General features: G+C 50.2%; 15 protein-coding genes and 1 pseudogene. 11 read left to right on the forward strand and 5 right to left on the reverse strand.

Annotated features, from left to right (window positions below; translation table 11 throughout):
* The 4 genes from RT018_RS02435 to RT018_RS02450 all read left to right on the forward strand — a co-directional run.
* A partial coding sequence (locus tag RT018_RS02435) for a bile acid:sodium symporter family protein (protein WP_312938955.1) occupies window positions 1-949 on the forward strand: 949 nt, incomplete at its 5' end.
* 466 nt (window positions 950-1,415) lie between these two features.
* Window positions 1,416-1,955 (forward strand): ECF transporter S component, encoded by a 540-nt coding sequence (locus RT018_RS02440; protein ID WP_312938956.1) that lies wholly within the window; start codon window positions 1,416-1,418, stop codon window positions 1,953-1,955.
* A 235-nt stretch (window positions 1,956-2,190) separates the two neighbouring features.
* The gene (locus RT018_RS02445) at window positions 2,191-2,676 is read left to right on the forward strand and encodes an RNA polymerase sigma factor (protein WP_312938957.1); all 486 of its coding nucleotides are present in this window, start codon (window positions 2,191-2,193) and stop codon (window positions 2,674-2,676) included.
* On the forward strand, window positions 2,666-3,256 hold the full coding sequence (locus RT018_RS02450; RefSeq protein ID WP_312938958.1) for a hypothetical protein: 591 nt from the start codon (window positions 2,666-2,668) through the stop codon (window positions 3,254-3,256). The genes RT018_RS02445 and RT018_RS02450 overlap by 11 nt, the downstream gene beginning before the upstream one ends.
* 269 nt (window positions 3,257-3,525) lie before the next feature.
* On the opposite strand, the gene RT018_RS02455 is transcribed toward RT018_RS02450, so the two are convergent.
* Window positions 3,526-4,887, reverse strand: a complete 1,362-nt coding sequence (locus RT018_RS02455) for a hypothetical protein (protein ID WP_312938959.1) — start codon at window positions 4,885-4,887, stop codon at window positions 3,526-3,528.
* A gap of 524 nt (window positions 4,888-5,411) precedes the next feature.
* Between RT018_RS02455 and RT018_RS02460 the strand changes: the two genes are divergently transcribed.
* The 6 genes from RT018_RS02460 (at window position 5,412) to RT018_RS02485 (ending at window position 12,527) form a co-directional block, all read left to right on the forward strand.
* On the forward strand, window positions 5,412-6,653 hold the full coding sequence (locus RT018_RS02460; RefSeq protein WP_312938960.1) for a DUF3798 domain-containing protein: 1,242 nt from the start codon (window positions 5,412-5,414) through the stop codon (window positions 6,651-6,653).
* 80 nt (window positions 6,654-6,733) lie between these two features.
* Window positions 6,734-8,323, forward strand: coding sequence for a sugar ABC transporter ATP-binding protein (locus tag RT018_RS02465; RefSeq protein ID WP_312938961.1), 1,590 nt, complete (start codon window positions 6,734-6,736; stop codon window positions 8,321-8,323).
* 13 nt (window positions 8,324-8,336) lie between these two features.
* Window positions 8,337-9,416 carry an ABC transporter permease subunit gene (locus RT018_RS02470; protein WP_312938962.1) on the forward strand — a complete coding sequence of 360 codons (1,080 nt, stop codon included), beginning with the start codon at window positions 8,337-8,339 and terminating at the stop codon, window positions 9,414-9,416.
* Window positions 9,413-10,537, forward strand: coding sequence for an ABC transporter permease (locus RT018_RS02475; RefSeq protein ID WP_312938963.1), 1,125 nt, complete (start codon window positions 9,413-9,415; stop codon window positions 10,535-10,537). The genes RT018_RS02470 and RT018_RS02475 overlap by 4 nt, the downstream gene beginning before the upstream one ends.
* A complete protein-coding gene (locus tag RT018_RS02480; RefSeq protein WP_397359562.1) occupies window positions 10,534-11,022 on the forward strand; it encodes a DUF6672 family protein in 489 nt (162 codons plus the stop codon). The genes RT018_RS02475 and RT018_RS02480 overlap by 4 nt, the downstream gene beginning before the upstream one ends.
* Before the next feature lie 56 nt (window positions 11,023-11,078).
* Window positions 11,079-12,527 (forward strand): aminoacyl-histidine dipeptidase, encoded by a 1,449-nt coding sequence (locus RT018_RS02485; RefSeq protein WP_312938964.1) that lies wholly within the window; start codon window positions 11,079-11,081, stop codon window positions 12,525-12,527.
* Window positions 12,528-12,979: 452 nt separating this feature from the next.
* Here the strand turns inward: RT018_RS02485 and RT018_RS02490 are convergent, their stop codons facing one another.
* Window positions 12,980-13,126 carry a hypothetical protein gene (locus RT018_RS02490; RefSeq protein ID WP_312938965.1) on the reverse strand — a complete coding sequence of 49 codons (147 nt, stop codon included), beginning with the start codon at window positions 13,124-13,126 and terminating at the stop codon, window positions 12,980-12,982.
* An 11-nt stretch (window positions 13,127-13,137) separates the two neighbouring features.
* Entirely contained in the window at window positions 13,138-13,377 is a 240-nt protein-coding gene (locus RT018_RS02495; RefSeq protein ID WP_312938966.1) for a heavy metal-associated domain-containing protein, read from the reverse strand.
* A 280-nt stretch (window positions 13,378-13,657) separates the two neighbouring features.
* Here RT018_RS02495 and RT018_RS02500 point away from each other — a divergent pair, with 280 nt between their 5' ends.
* Window positions 13,658-14,167, forward strand: coding sequence for a hypothetical protein (locus RT018_RS02500; protein WP_312938967.1), 510 nt, complete (start codon window positions 13,658-13,660; stop codon window positions 14,165-14,167).
* 192 nt (window positions 14,168-14,359) lie between these two features.
* Here RT018_RS02500 and RT018_RS02505 read toward each other — a convergent pair whose 3' ends face one another.
* Window positions 14,360-15,673, reverse strand: coding sequence for a YjiH family protein (locus RT018_RS02505; protein WP_312938968.1), 1,314 nt, complete (start codon window positions 15,671-15,673; stop codon window positions 14,360-14,362).
* Window positions 15,674-15,766: 93 nt separating this feature from the next.
* Window positions 15,767-16,034 (reverse strand): annotated as a pseudogene (locus RT018_RS02510) (hypothetical protein); the annotation flags it as partial.

Raw genomic sequence — 16,034 nt, forward strand, 5'->3', positions numbered from 1 at the left:
CTTCAATCTGGCATGGGTTCCGTTTATGGGTACCTATTTCCCCAAGCTCAGTCTTGTGAATTTGCTGCTGGGCGTGATCATGTTCGGCATGGGAATGACCCTCCGGGCAGAGGATTTTGCCCTGATTCTACGTCGTCCCCGGGATGTGCTGATCGGAATTTGCAGTCAGTACGTGTGCATGGCCGGTTTCGGCTGGCTGGTAGCGAAGCTGCTGACCATGACCGGCGTGGGCGGGCCGGAGGTCTGCTCCCAATTGGCAGTCGGTCTGGTGCTTCTGGGCTGCGTCCCGGGCGGAACCGCCTCCAACGTCATGACCTTTCTGGCCCGGGGCGACGTCCCGCTGTCCATCACAATCACCATGTGCACCACGCTGCTGGCTCCGGCGCTGACACCCGCGCTGACGCTGGCTCTGGCCGGACAGTGGGTGGAAGTTAATTTCTGGAGCATGTTTTTCTCCATTGTTGTAATCGTCCTTTTGCCCATCTTTCTGGGGCTGGCTGTACACGCCGCCATCGGCAAGCTGGTGGAACAGTTCAAAAAGCTGTTGGTGCTGGTTTCCACCGTCTGCATTCTGCTGGTGATCGGCATGTGTGTCGGCCCGAACCAAAGCAGCTTTACCCAGAACGGCTTAGCCGTGGTGGGGGTGAGCGTCATTGCCGTGCTGCTTCACCACGTTCTTGGACTGCTGACCGGCTACGGGATTGCAAAGGTCTTTCATTTCACTGAGACCAAGGTTCGTGCTCTTTCTCTGGAGGTGGGTCTGCAAAACAGCGGTCTGGCCTGCACGCTGGCCAACTCCTCCTTCCCCGGAACCATGGCAATCCTTCCCTGCGTGCTTGCCACCGTGGTTCACCAGGTGGTGGGCCCCATTGTGGCCAATATGTTTGCAGCGCGGGACACACAGGATGCACCGGCGCCGATGGGCGCTGCCACTCCCTCGGAGTCGTAATCGTATCACGTCGCCGTGCACCATCCTACCGGGCAGGATCCCTCGCATACGAAAGTTAACATTACCGCAGACCTACGAGACGGCCCTCGGGAAAATGATTTCCCGAGGGCCGTTCTGCAGCGCCGCGATATTTGAATCGATTTTATTCTATGCGCCTCTCCCATGAACTTCATTTGCATTTAGACCACGTGTTTATTATATGTACAGCGCACAAAGTTCACAAGATAAATCATTTGCAATATGCATTTTTTAATGCATGTATAACAAAGTGGGTTTTGTTGTGATTGACGCGAAATACGCTCTATGATATATTATTACGGCAAATGCAGCCCGCAGTCACGAGCGCTTTGACGCGGGATTGTTCACTTTGTCAAATTTATGAAATACGCAGAGTTACTTTAAACATAAAGCGCTGTTTATGGTCATGTCGTTCTTGCTTGAAAAACTAATTTAAAAGGGGATTTTTATGCAAACCAAGTCATTAAGAGAAATTATATTATCGGGGCTTTTTATTGCCAGCGGTATCATACTGCCGGGCATATTTCATATGTACGGAATGGGAACTTCCTTTTCTCCCATGCATATCCCTGTGCTGCTTGCAGGTTTTTTTATAAGCATCCCATACGCAATTGCAGTAGGCGCTTTGACGCCATTTTTAAGCTCTATTTTTACAGGAATGCCTCCTATTTTTCCAATTATGCCCTATATGGTTCTTGAGCTTGCTACTTACGGTGCAATCGCAAGCCTTTTGTACAGAAAGCTCAATGCAAATGTGTACGTAGCACTGATTGGCAGTATGATTGCCGGACGAATTGTGGCGGGATTTGCTGTTTGGGTGCTTGCAACTTTCTTCGCTGCGAGTCTGCCCGGTCCCATCATTTTTATAGCGGGCACAGTAACGAACGCTATTCCGGGAATTGCCATACAGCTTGTTTTTATTCCTGCATTGGTAGTGATCCTTAATCGATACAATTTGGTGCAGCGAGATGGAATCCGTCATAAATAATACGGATTTTAAGATGAGATAGCATTTGCCACCACAGCACGGGAAAACTGAATGCATAGCAGGAATGAAACTAATAAAGACGAAAAATTGACATTACTATCTAAAAGCACTGAACTCTTCCCAAGAGTCAGTGCTTTTTGCTTTTACAATAATTTTAAAAAGATGTCTTGTAACCTTTTAGTGTTTTCATTTGTATTATTGGTGAAAAGCTTTTCAAACAGATCGGAGCATGCTTATGATGAAATCATCCGTAGAGACATTGGTCGAAAAATATCGGAATAACCTTTATGCGGCGGCGTTTAATATGTGTAACCAGGCGCAGGATGCCGAGGATGTTGTTCAGGATACCTTCATCCAGTATCTATCGTGCAAAAAAGACTTTGAATCAGAGCAGCAAATCCGCGCTTGGCTCCTCCGGGTGGCCATTAACAAGGCTAAAAACAAAAACAATACTTTTTTCAGGCGTAACTCGCTGCCATTGGAGGATTCCATAGAACCCTTGACTTTTGCGTCGGAAGAAGCTTCGGAGTTGTTTGAAGCTGTGATGAACCTCCCGGAAAAATATCGCATCGTCATTCACCTGTTTTACTACGAGGATTATTCTGTGAATGAAATCGCGGATATTTTGAAGTTGACGCCGGGCAATGTAAAAGTAAGACTGTCGCGTGGAAGAATGTCGCTTCGCAACGCACTAAAGGAGGTATGGGACGATGACGAATAAAGAAAAATACAAACAGGCATTTTCTGCACTTCATACCTCTGACAATTTTTCTTTGGAGGTAGAAAAAATGGAACGAACAAATAAACAGCGTAAACTTAAAACCATGATTGCCGCTGTTGCTGCCTGCGTGATGCTTGTGGGCTGCGCCACGGCTGCATATGCCGCAGATTTAGGCGGAATTCAGCGCACGATTCAGCTTTGGATCCACGGCGACCAAACGGCCGCAACCATTCAGTTCGATGGTGATGGAAATTACAGCTTGGACTATGTTGACGGCGATGAAACTATGCAGCATCAAGGCGGTGGCGGGGTTGCTTTCGCACCTGACGGAACCGAAGTACCCGTGTCGGAAGAAGACCTTATGAAACACTTGACAGCCCCGGACGTGCGATATGAAAACGACGGCTCTGTTTGGATTTACTGGTTCGACCAAAAGGTTGACATCACCGACAAGTTTGAAAACGACATTTGCTATGTCAAGCTTGAAAACAATGAAGAGACGTTATATATGACTGTGAAGTATCAAAACGGATATGCCACCAGCCCCAATAAATACCTAAGTCCTTCTACGTTTAACTGATGCCCTATAAGGCGCAGCGCAAACCTGAGCTTGCCACGAATTAAATGTGTGCGCATGTGACGAGCAAGAGCGAACTCTTTAAAATCGTGGATTTTGCGGGATGCTTATAAGCGCAATTTGCGATCAAAATAAAAACAGGCTTATATAAGCAGAACAGAGGGCCTCCGGGAACAATCCCGGAGGTCCTCGCGCTTGTGTTGTGGTGTGGATGGCGGGGATAAGAAAGAAGTCTATCGACAAGCCAATAGCTCCTGTCTCTCGCGGCAGGATTACAACAAGAAGAACGTTGCAATCGCAACAGATGCTAATCCGCAGATTACCGGGACAAAGTTTTTACGCACCAGTTCCGCCGGACTTACATCACAAATTGCTGCAACCGGAACAACCGCCCATGGAATCAGGGTTCCACCACCAACCCAGATGGTGATGATCTGCCCCAATGAAGCCAGAATTTCTTTGTTCAACGGTAGGGCATCTGCAAAGGTTTTGGCCGTTGCACCTACAATTGGCAGTCCTGAAAATCCAGAACCGTCCAACCCTGTAATAACCGCCACCGTAGCTTGCGTGGCAATTGCGGAGAATCGATTTACAGGAACATTTTCTGCAATATACCTGCCGATATCGCTTAAAATACCTGTCATCTGACTGCCAAACACCGCCTGGCTTCCGCCTTCTCCTCCGAGGAAAAAGAAGCCGCCAATGACTATAACCGGGGCAAAGATTTTTATGCTAAAGCCAAAGCCCTCTTTTAAATAATCTCCCACATCGTCAAGCGCATGGGAAACTCCTTTATCAAGGCATGCGCACAGCACCAGCAAAAGCAATGCGGAGCCGCCGACCAATGCCGTTGCATCTCCGCCCTGAAGTTTAAATACCAACATGGCGACAATATTTGCCAGATATATGACCGGCGTCAGCACCGCCATAAACGGCGCAAACCGCCCCACCGCTTTTATTTGAACGGTATCTGTATCAACTGTCTGCCTAGGCAGGGTTCGCATATCCCGGCAGTAACAGAAAAAAGCCACCGCCGCCGTTACCACACACATAACGGCCCACAGCAGCACCGACTGGGACATCATAATTCCAACATCCGCACCGGCCGCTTTGGCCGTAATTGTGGGCGCACCCTGAATGAAAAAGTCTCCCGACAGAGCCATTCCGTGTCCGAATATATTCATAACAACCGCGGCCCAAAGAACCGGCATTCCGGTTTTTACAGCCATTGGCAGCAGCAGTGTGCCCACCAGCGCCACTGCGGGGGATGGCCATACGCAGATGGATACAACAAACATTACAAACCCAAGAATAAAGAAGGCCGACTTGGGGCTTCCCATCCGACGCTTAAGCGAAAAAATCAGCATGCGATCCGCTCCAATGGAGATAAGAGATCGGCTCATGGCCACCACCAGGGCTATGACGACAATAATTCCCAAGAACTCAGAACCCGCCCAGACCAACGCATTAAACAGGGTTTGAATTGCACCAATCGGACTTTTGGTTACGATTGCGCCAAGTAGCACGATGCCAAGAGCACATGGAATCACAATGCTTTTTTTACAAGCCATGACGATCAGAAATAGAACAATCAACGCCAGATATGAAACATGTATCAAAGAAAGATTGATCATAAGCAACTCCTTACCTTTTCCGTCTGTAAGAATAGTTTATACTATGTGCATACGCCCCATCTTGTGTGGATGCCTCACTGCAAGGGGGAATACGCCTACGGAAACTCCGCGGGGGGGCGCAGATTTCGGCTGGAACGGACAACACCGCAGCCGAATTTCTCGCCTCCGTGCTGTTGCTGTTTTACATGATTTTTTATTACGGCGTACCTCTCAAATTGGAAAAATAGATGGAAATTTAAAAAATTTTTTTGGAAAAAACACAGCGCGTTACGTCCGAAAAAAGCCGATTCTCACCAAGATAAGAAGTCCCGCTTTTTCCAAAAAAGCTTGTAATTTCCAGCAAAAATGAGGAAAACGGCAATTTAATTAGAATCACAAATGCAATTATTTTTTTATCTTGTCAGTTTATCTAAAGCAGAGTTTTACAAAAATCAACATTTTGTGAACTGTTGACAATCTATGAACACATGATAAAATATAAAAGTATTCGTATCCCTTGCTAATTAAGATTTTGGAGGTTAGAAATGAAGAAGAAGCTAGTCAGTATCTTGCTTGCGACCACTATGCTCCTTGCGCTCACCGGCTGCGGCACTACTCCCAGCAGCTCCCAATCTTCCGCCCCACAGTCCTCTGGATCTCAGGGCTCTGAAGCCCAGAACATCCAAATCGGTATCGTCACCGGTTCCGTCTCTCAGGCTGAGGACGACCGCCGCGGTGCCGAGGCTTTCCGTGATATGTATGGCGAGGATATGGTTAAGCTGGCCATCTATCCCGACAACTTCACCGAAGAGCTGGAGACCACCATTCAGACCATCGTTAATCTGTCTGACAATCCTGACATGAAGGCCATCATTGTCAACCAGTCTGTCCCCGGTACCACTGAGGCCTTCCGCAAGATCAAGGAGAGCCGCCCCGACATTCTCTGCATCGCTGGCGAGTCCCACGAGGACCTGCCTGAGATTGGCAGCGCCGCCGACCTGGTCTGCAACAATGACTTTGTCGCACGTGGCTACCTGATCATCCGCACCGCCCACGAGCTGGGCTGCGATACCTTCGTACATATCTCCTTCCCGCGCCATCTGGCTTATGAGACCATGAGCCGCCGTGTGGCCGTCATGAAGGAAGCCTGCAAGGAATTCGGCATGGAGTTCGTCATGGAAACCGCTCCCGACCCCACCTCCGATGTCGGCGTCGCCGGCGCGCAGGCTTACATTCTGGAGAAGGTTCCCGAGTGGGTCGAAAAGTACGGTGAGAACGCCGCTTACTTCTGCACAAATGACGCCCATACTGAGCCTCTGCTCAAGCAGCTGATGGAATACGGCGGCTACTTCATCGAAGCTGACCTGCCCTCTCCCCTCCTGGGCTATCCCGGCGCTCTGGGCATCGACCTGACCGCTGAGGCGGGCGACTTTGAGAAGATTCTGGCGAAGGTGGAATCCACCATTAACGACAAGGGCGGCGCTGGTCACTTCGGTACCTGGGCCTACTCCTATGGTTACACCACCACTGCGGGCCTTGCACAGCACGCTTTGAACGTCATCAATGGCGAGAGTGAGCTTTGCGATATCGACGATATTGCCAAGGCCTATCAGTCCTTCTCTCCCAAGGCGGAATGGAGCGGCTCCAGCTATACCAACGTGGAAACCGGCGCCAAAGCCGAAAACGTGTTCCTGGTGTATCAGGATACCTATATTATGGGTGATCCCGGCCACTTCATGGGCAACGCACAGGTTGAAGTTCCGGAGAAATACTTTACCGTTAAATAATTTTCCCATTCAAAATAACGAGTTCGGATAGCGGGGGGCGGGTACATCCCTCCCCCCGCTATTTTAGACGAGGTAAGACTATGATGAATAATAACACCCCCCTGCTGGAGGTGCGGAATATCAAGAAGGACTTTTTCGGCAATCAAGTCCTGACGGACATCAATTTTAAATTGCAAGCCGGCGAAGTCATGGGCCTCGTGGGCGAAAACGGCGCCGGCAAGAGCACCCTGATGAAGATTCTCTTCGGCATGGATGTCATCCGGGAGACCGGCGGCTACGGCGGCGACGTGGTGGTCAACGGCGAAAAGGTCAGCTTTTCCACGCCCTTTGACGCTCTGGCGGCTGGCATTGGCATGGTGCATCAAGAGTTCTCTCTGATCCCCGGCTTTTCTGCCTCCGAAAACATTCTGCTCAACCGTGAACCCAAGAAAAAAAATGTAATCTCCGAGATTTTTGGCGACCGTCTGGACACTCTGGATTATAAACAGATGGCCGTTCTTTCTAGAGAGGCCATTGAAAAAATGGGCGTCGACATTGATGCCGATATGTCCATCAGCGACATGCCCGTGGGCCACAAACAGTTTACCGAAATCGCCCGTGAGCTGAGCAAGGGACATCTGAAACTGCTGATTTTGGACGAGCCTACCGCTGTTCTGACGGAAAAGGAGGCGGAGGCTTTGCTGACGTCCATCCGCAACATGGCCGCCAGCGGCATCGCCGTCATTTTCATCACCCACCGGCTTCACGAGATTTTGAATGTCTGTGACAAGGTGATCATCATGCGGGATGGCTATGTGGTCAAAGATGTTCCCTCCAAGGAAACCGACATCCCCGATATCACCAAGTGGATGGTGGGCCGCAACGTTCAGGCCTCCGTCAGGGATGACGTCCGCATCGATCCCAACGCCAAAACCATCATGTCCATTCGCAACCTGTGGGTCGATATGTCCGGTGAAACCGTGCGCAACGTCAATCTGGACATTCGTGAGGGCGAGATTTTAGGCATCGGCGGCTTGGCAGGACAGGGAAAACTGGGCATTCCCAACGGAATTATGGGACTTTATGAAGCGGGTGGCTCCGTGGAATTTGACGGCAAACCCATTCCTCTTAACAATCCCCGGAAGTGTCTGGACGCGTCCTTGGCCTTTGTCTCCGAGGATCGGCGGGACGTGGGATTGCTGCTGGACGAATCCCTTGAATGGAACGTGGCGTTTTCTGCCATGCAAATTCAGGATAAGTTTCTCAAGAAATATCTGGGCGGCCTCGTCTCTTGGCGGAACGAACGGGCCATCCATATGGTGACGAAGAAATATATCGATGAGCTGGCCATCAAGTGCACCAGCTCCACCCAGAAGGCAAAGGAACTCTCCGGCGGCAATCAGCAAAAGATTTGTTTGGCCAAGGCCTTTGCTCTCAATCCCAAATTTCTGTTTGTATCCGAACCTACCCGCGGCATCGACGTAGGCGCGAAATCTCTGGTGCTGGACGCCTTGAAAAACTTTAACCGCGAGCACGGCGTTACTGTTGTTATGATCTCCTCCGAGCTGGAGGAGCTGCGCATGGCCTGCGACCGCATTGCCATCGTTTCAGGCGGCAAAATTGCTGGAATCCTGCCGGCGACCGAATCCTCCGAGGAATTCGGTCTTCTGATGGTCAGCCAGGTTAAATAGGGAGGAAGGCAATATGGGCAAAACTGCAAACGAAGCGATTACCCTTGGAAACAAAACAAGATTCCGGGAACTGGTTGACAACTTCGGCCTGCCGAGATTGATTATTGCGGGATTTCTCCTGTTTCTGTTTATCATGGCACCCATCGTTGGCGCTGATCTCCCCACGCAGCTTACCAATACCATTAACCGCTTCAGTTGGAACGCGGTGCTGGTGCTGGCCATGGTGCCGATGGTGCACTCCGGCTGCGGACTAAACTTCGGCCTGCCTCTGGGCATTATTTCCGGCCTTCTGGGCGCCACGATGTCCATCCAGTTCGGCTTTACCGGTGGCATGAGCTTTGTCATGGCCATCGTCATCGCCACGCCCTTCGCGCTAGCTTTCGGCGGCGGATATGGCTGGCTTCTCAACCGCATCAAAGGCGGGGAAATGATGATTGCCACTTACGTCGGCTTCTCTTCAGTATCCTTTATGTGCATGATGTGGCTTCTGCTTCCCTACACCAGCCCCACCATGGTTTGGGGCCTGTCCGGCAAGGGACTTCGCACCACCATCTCTCTGGAGGGATTTTACGACAAGGTGCTGGCCAATTTCCTGCAAATCAACATCGGGCACCTCTCCATCCCCGTGGGTTCATTGATGTTTTTTGGCGTGCTGGCCTTTTTGATGTGGGCCTTTTTGCACACCAAAGCCGGCACCGCCATGACAGCCGTTGGTTCCAATCCCTTCTTCGCCAAAGCCTCAGGCATTAACATTGACAGGGCAAGAATGCTTTCCGTCATCATGTCCACATGGCTGGCCGCGGTAGGTATTTTGGTCTATCAGCAGGGCTTTGGTTTCATCCAGCTCTATATGGCCCCGTTCTATATGGCGTTGCCTGCGGTATCCGCTATTCTCATCGGCGGCGCATCGGTGAACAAGGCAAGCATTGCCAACGTTGTCATTGGTACATTCCTGTTTCAGGGCCTTCTTACCATGACCCCAACGGTCATGAACGCTGCCATCCATATGGACATGAGCGAGGTTATCCGTATCATCGTCTCCAACGGAATGATCCTGTATGCTCTGACCAGAAAGACGGAGGGATCGAAATGAGTTTGAAACCAAAGAAGCAAGGTGGCGGCTTTCTTGAGCAGCTTCAAGATAACAGCGTGCCGATCATGTTCATTCTGATTTGCGCTATCTGCATTCCCATTTCCGGCTTTTCCCCCGGATATCTGGTCAACGAGATCATGACCCGGCTGGGCCGAAACGCGTTTTTGATCCTCTGTCTCATCTTCCCCATCATGGCGGGCATGGGCTTGAACTTTGCCATGACATTAGGCGCCATGGCCGCGGAGATCGCGCTGATTTTCACGGCCGACTGGCAGGTCTGGGGCATCCCCGGTATTATTCTGGCCATGATCCTCTCTATCCCCATTTCCATTCTTCTGGGCGCCTTCTGCGGACAGATTCTCAACCGGGCCAGGGGCAGGGAAATGATCACCAGCTATATGATTGCCTTCTTTATGGATGGCTTGTATCAACTTCTGGTACTGTTTATGATGGGACCTGTCATTCCCATCCTCCACTTCTCCCTGAGGCTTCCCCGGGGATACGGCATTCGCAATACTGTGAGCCTGCTGCACATGCGGCAATCTCTGGATAATCTGGGCGCCATTCATATCGGTGGCGTTAAAATCCCCGTGCTGACCCTTGCGGTCATTGCTGTTTTCTGCCTGTTCATCGTCTGGTTCCGCAAAACGAAACTAGGCCAGGACATGCGCGCCGTGGGCCAGAATATAGACGTGGCCCGGGACGCCGGCATTAAGGTGGAGCGCACTCGCATCATTGCCATCGTCATGTCCACTGTGTTTGCGGGTCTGGGCATGGTCATCTATTTGCAAAACATGGGCAATATTTCTACATATAGCTCCCACAAGCAGATTGGTATGTTTTGCATCGCGGCACTGCTGGTGGGTGGCGCGTCCGTGGACAGGGCATCCATCGGAAATGTGTTTTTGGGCGTGATTTTGTTCCATACCATGTTCATCGTGGCTCCGGCCACGGGTGCCAAAATCACGGGCGACTCCATGATCGGTGAATATTTCCGTGTATTTGCCTCCTATGGTGTCATCACCATTGCCCTTGTGATGTATGAGACGAAAAAGCGCATGGCCAAAGGAAAAATCGGGCAACGGCTCCAGCTTGCGCAAGGGAAGGAGGAGCGCCAGTGAAAAAGATTTCAATGCGTGCTCTCCTGATCCGTGTAGGCGCGGTGCTGCTTTTGGCCGTCTTAGCGTACAGCATGACCATCGTCGGTCGCGGGCACACCGTGTATATGGACAGCAAACGTCTGGAATACAATGGTCAAACCTATGAACCGCCCTATAAAGTTGTGGTCTATGTGAACGACAAGCAAGTGGCTAAGCTCTATGACAAGGAAAGAGGCTTGTCTACCTGGATTGGACAGAAGTTTTCCATGACTCTGGAAATCACCCAGAACAAAGGCGGCACGGCAGAGACGCAAGAAGTGTCTCTGGACCTCCCCCGTAATATGGACGGCATCATCCTCAACCTGCCGGCCCTTCTGGCGGGACTGCCTGAGGAGGCCTATCTCTCCGAGTTCGTAGCCGCTCCCGCCGAGGATGAGGAGACTGGCGACGAAGGAATCACGGACGAATTTGGCGTGACCACCACGGAGGAAGTCCCCGCAGAATAATTGACTGTGCAGCCCATGCTTTCGCATGGGCTGCCTTACTAGAAAGAAGGATTGACATGTCTGTTTTATCGGATTGCAAGCCCCGGGACGTATTCAGCTACTTTGAAAAGCTCTGCTCCGTCCCCCACGGCAGCGGCAACACAAAGCACATCAGCGATCTTTGCGCGGGCTTTGCCCGGGATTTGGGCCTACGCTATCGACAGGAGCCCTGCAACAATCTGATCATCTGGAAGGATGCTTCTCCGGGCTACGAGCACGCCGCGCCCATTATTTTGCAGGGCCACATGGATATGGTCTGCGCCTTGGCCGAGGGCTGCACCAAAGACATGTCCGTGGAGGGGCTGGATTTAGAAACCGACGGTGAATTTCTGTGGGCGAAGGGCACCTCATTGGGCGGAGACAACTGCATCGCCGTGGCCATGATTCTGGCCATTCTGGCGGACGAAACCTTGGCGCATCCTCCTTTGGAGGCACTCTTCACTGTGGACGAGGAAACGGGCATGGATGGCGCGTTTGCTCTGGACTGCTCTGATTTGAAGGGGCGGAAGCTGTTGAATCTGGATTCCGAGGAGGAGGGTGCGTTTTGCGTGTCCTGCGCCGGAGGCGTTCGGGCCGACTGCTTTTTACCCGCCAACATGGAGAAGACGGACGGCGAGACGGGCTATCACATAATCCTCTCGGGCCTTCAGGGCGGACACTCCGGCGGCGAAATTCACACAGGCCGTGGCTCCGCCAACCAGCTCATGGGCCGGGTTCTCTACTCCGCCATGGAGCGCGTCCCCGGTCTGCGTTTGGCGGACATCCGGGGGGGCCGCTTTGAAAATGTCATCTGCCCCAAGAACGACGCTCTGGTGACCGTTCCGGCGGACCGGGAGGCAGACTTCGAATCCTTCCTCGCCGAATTTGACGCCATCCTCAAAAATGAGTACGCCGGCTGCGATGACGGCGTGTCCCTCAGCTGTTCCAAAGAGGCGGTTCCCGCCGCTTTGAGCGCCGACGCCACCTCCTCCCTGCTCCACGTCCTCTTACCCCTGCCTCAGGGCGTTCAGGCCATGAGCGCCGATTTCCCCGGTTTGGTGCAGACCTCCTTAAACTTGGGCGTGATGGGGATGCAGGCGGACGGCCTCCACTTCACCGTCTCCATCCGCTCTTCCATCGCCACCCAGAAGGCCATGCTGCTTCAGCGGGTCCGGGCCATCGTGGAATACGCCGGGGGCACCGTGACGGAGCGCAGCTCCTACCCCGGTTGGCAATACAACCGGGCTTCCTCCCTTCGAGAGCTGGCTCTTACAGCCTACAAAGACATCAGCGGCAAGGATGGCGTCATCGCCGCCACCCATGGCGGTCTAGAGTGCGGCCTGTTCATCGAAAAGCTGCCCGGGTTGGATGCCATCTCTATGGGGCCGGAGCTTCACGATGTGCACTCCGCCCGAGAGCGGCTGAGCATTCCTTCCACTGCGCGGGTGTACCAGCTGGTCTGTGAGATTCTAAAGCGCAGCAAATAAAAAGTAACTTGAATATTTGAAGCAAGCCATACGTTATTGATATTGAATGTTCAAATAGTTAAAAAACCGGAAATCTCTTAAAGTCTTAGGACTTTAAGAGATTTCCTTGTATTATTCGGTCAAAATATACGCAGCGTTTAGAACCAAATTGATTGAAATGAAACATTCACATTCATTTCTTATTGTGCTGAAGTTGCCAATGATTCCTTTTTAATTTTATTAAATATCTCATGGTTGATGAATTTCCGATTTACAGGGCATTTCTTAATACTACTGCAACAGAGCGCACATTCTGCAGGATCAATCTCTTTAAAATTAATCAGCCTGATAGCTCCCATGATGCCGAAGCGCCCAACTCTCATGTTCTTAAAATCTTCCATTGTATATTTAAAAGGCCGTCTGCAATTTGCAAACGGCCTAAAAATCAGATTAGCAAATACAAGGACGCACTCTTATCTTTTGGTGTTCGGACCAAGAGCAACCTTCTTGGTGTTGTGGTTTTGGTTTGGATTCTGATTTTTCAGTTTTTCCTGCCCCTCTGCTTTTTGCACCATGTCCACACTTTGCTTAGGGGCGGTTTCTTGCTGTTGTTTCTGCATAGCACTTCCTCCTACATAATATGATTTTCGAAGCGGGTGTCAATAATGCCGTACCCCAGCTTTTCAATGCGCTTTTGTAACTGCTCTTGCTCCACGCCGGTCGTATCATAGTCTACCGCAATGGATTCGGTCGTATCATTTACACTGACAGAAATTACCCCCGGAAAGGTATCCAATTCCCGCTTAAGCTCCTTTACGTCATGCTTTCCGTTGACTTTATCCACAGTAAAATAAATACTCGCTTTTGACATAAGAATCACCTCTGTGTTAGTATGGACCGTGTGTCCACAAAAAAACCGGTATACTTACCTGTTTTTTTAACAACACAGAATTACCCGTTATAATAAAATATAGCGGTGATGGTTATGCGAAGAAGAATTTCTAAACGCTTACGTTTTAATGAATTCATCATAAATCCGTTGCTTTTATGCAGGCCAACTGCTGGTCATTTCCCGGTGAAGTGAACGAAATCATGAGCGGAATCTACATCAATCAAAATACGTTTCAGATCAATCTTAGGAGATATAATTTATGGACCATTACAAATCATGGGCAGGCCTCAAAAAACTATTAAATGAGTCTCTATGTGACACATTAAAAAAGAGGGTAACATACTTTCTCACGCGGTATCATGATGTGCATAACTCCTATGGCAGAGCCGCCATTCTGTTTGAGGGGAAAGAACTTGTCTGCTTTTCATGGATAGAAATGTATTATCAGGAGAGAGACCTGACCCCTTTATACCAAGAGATGCCTGATGCTTCTTATAGCGAACTTAAAGAAAAAATGAAACCCACCTGGGATGCCAACTGCACTTACTATGAAATGGACTTTTTAAAGGCGGTTCTGCAATTTCGCAATCTGCCAATTCAAGAAGCTCTTGAATCCGAAAACTATATCATAAAAGTGTTGGCGATTATGGATAGACGTGTGGGAAAAAGGACGCTATCGACAATCCTTGAAAATGAAGCATATAAGGATTTTCCCGCGTGGGTACGTCAGTTTTACGAGCTGCGTTTATCCCAAGCAAATATGATATAAGCAACGAAAAAGCCAGGAAGTATACCTGGCTTTTTCGTTGCTATCAGGGGTCTTTGAACTTGGAAGAAGCATCATGACGCCATTATCCCGCTGTGGGAATATACAAGTTCAAAGAGATAAGAAGCTGGACAGGGTATGCCGAAAGCCATGGGGGATGAGATCCAGAGCGTGGAGCGCCAGCGTTGCGTGGCGTTAGAAAACAATGAGTGCGACAATTCCTGCCAGCAAAATTGAGAAGATCAAACGCTCGATCCAAATGACAATCAGATCTCTAACTTTAACAGGAATCTTGGTGGACAGAATGCAGGGGATCACAGCCGAGAAAAACAGCAGTTCAGAGATACAGCATACTGCAACAACATAGCGCGTCGCCAGCGCTGCACCGGTCACAAACGCTGCCGGCAGGAACATTTCAGCAATCGTTGTGGCCAAAGACTGGGCAGCCAGCAATGCATCGGGAACGCGAACAAGCAGTGCAAAGGGATAAAAGATATAGCCGATGATGTCAAAGATGGGAGTATACAGGGCCAGCAGCATACCCAGCAGACCGATGGAGAGAATCGTCGGCAGAATATTTGAGATCATCCGCAGACCGTCTTTCGTGTTTCTTAAAACGTTCGTTCCGATATTGCCGGAACGGCCGCTTGCTTCCAGAGCCTCCTGCCAGGCAATCCGCAAGTGATCTTTGGCAACGTTGGCTTCCGGGTTGGGCGTAACACCCTCCATGTAATCATCGGGAACCTTTGCGGTGGGGTAGATGCGTGCAACGATGGCAGTTACAGTAAAGGTGATTAGCAGTGTTGTCCAGAAGTAGAAGTTCCAGTGATCCATCAAGTCCAGCGTCTTGGCTACAACAACCATAAACGTGGTAGATACGGTGGAAAAGCCGGTGGCGATAATATACGCTTCTTTCTTCGTGTAACGTCCCTTGTGATACATATCGTCGGTAATAATGAGCGCCAGAGAATAGCTTCCCACAAAAGAGGCGACGGCATCAATTGCAGACCGACCAGGCGTCTTCCAGATTTTACGCATAATGGGCTGCAAAAACACAGCGACAAATTCCATCAGACCATAGTCTGTCAGGAACGAAAGGAATACAGCTCCGATAGGAATCAGGAAGCAGAGGCTGCAGCAGAGTGTGACAAAGAGGTAGGGCAGAAGATCCGGATTTGACAGCAGTTCTTCCGGTCCCAGATGAAATAGGAACATAATTGCACAGATCAGTCCAATGATTTTGAAGATCGAGAATATAAGATCTTTTGCACTCTTGTTCCATGTCTTTTGAACAAAGGGAAGAATGGCGCCAATTGCCACGACGATCAAAACGATGTACCCCTGAACCGTGATGCCGAGTGCGTTTCGAAGCAGAGTGGTGACATGATCCACAGGGATCGTGGTTTTTCCGTTGAACGGAATGCTGACGAAGAACATGAAGAATCCTAAGAGACTGCACAAAATGAATTTTGCTGCGTTGCTTGAATTTTTCTTGGTGGTTTCTGCCATAATTTCTCCTCCTCTTAAACAATCTTTTAGTCGAGTCTTGCAAGAAGATCATATCACAGCAAGGGTCACACTTAAATCACACTGTTTTGCCAGCTATAAGCCCCCGCTTGAAGACGTACCCGTACCATCGCTCCTATCCACAGAGGACGTGCTGAGCATCCCGCCGGTCGCCTCCGCCCAGCTGTATTGCGTCATATACTCCCCACGGTATAAATCTTTGCAGGGCGCATTGCGATCTCTCCACTGGTAATAGTCGCAATCTACCAGTTCCGTTTTAATTGCCAGTTTTCCTCGCTGTTTGTCAAGAATCTCCTCACAACCCACACGACGCAGAGTATCCTGCAAATCTTTCCGCAGATTT

Source organism: Oscillibacter sp., from assembly GCF_032060045.1.
In the GTDB taxonomy this organism is placed as follows: Bacteria; Bacillota; Clostridia; order Oscillospirales; family Oscillospiraceae; genus Oscillibacter.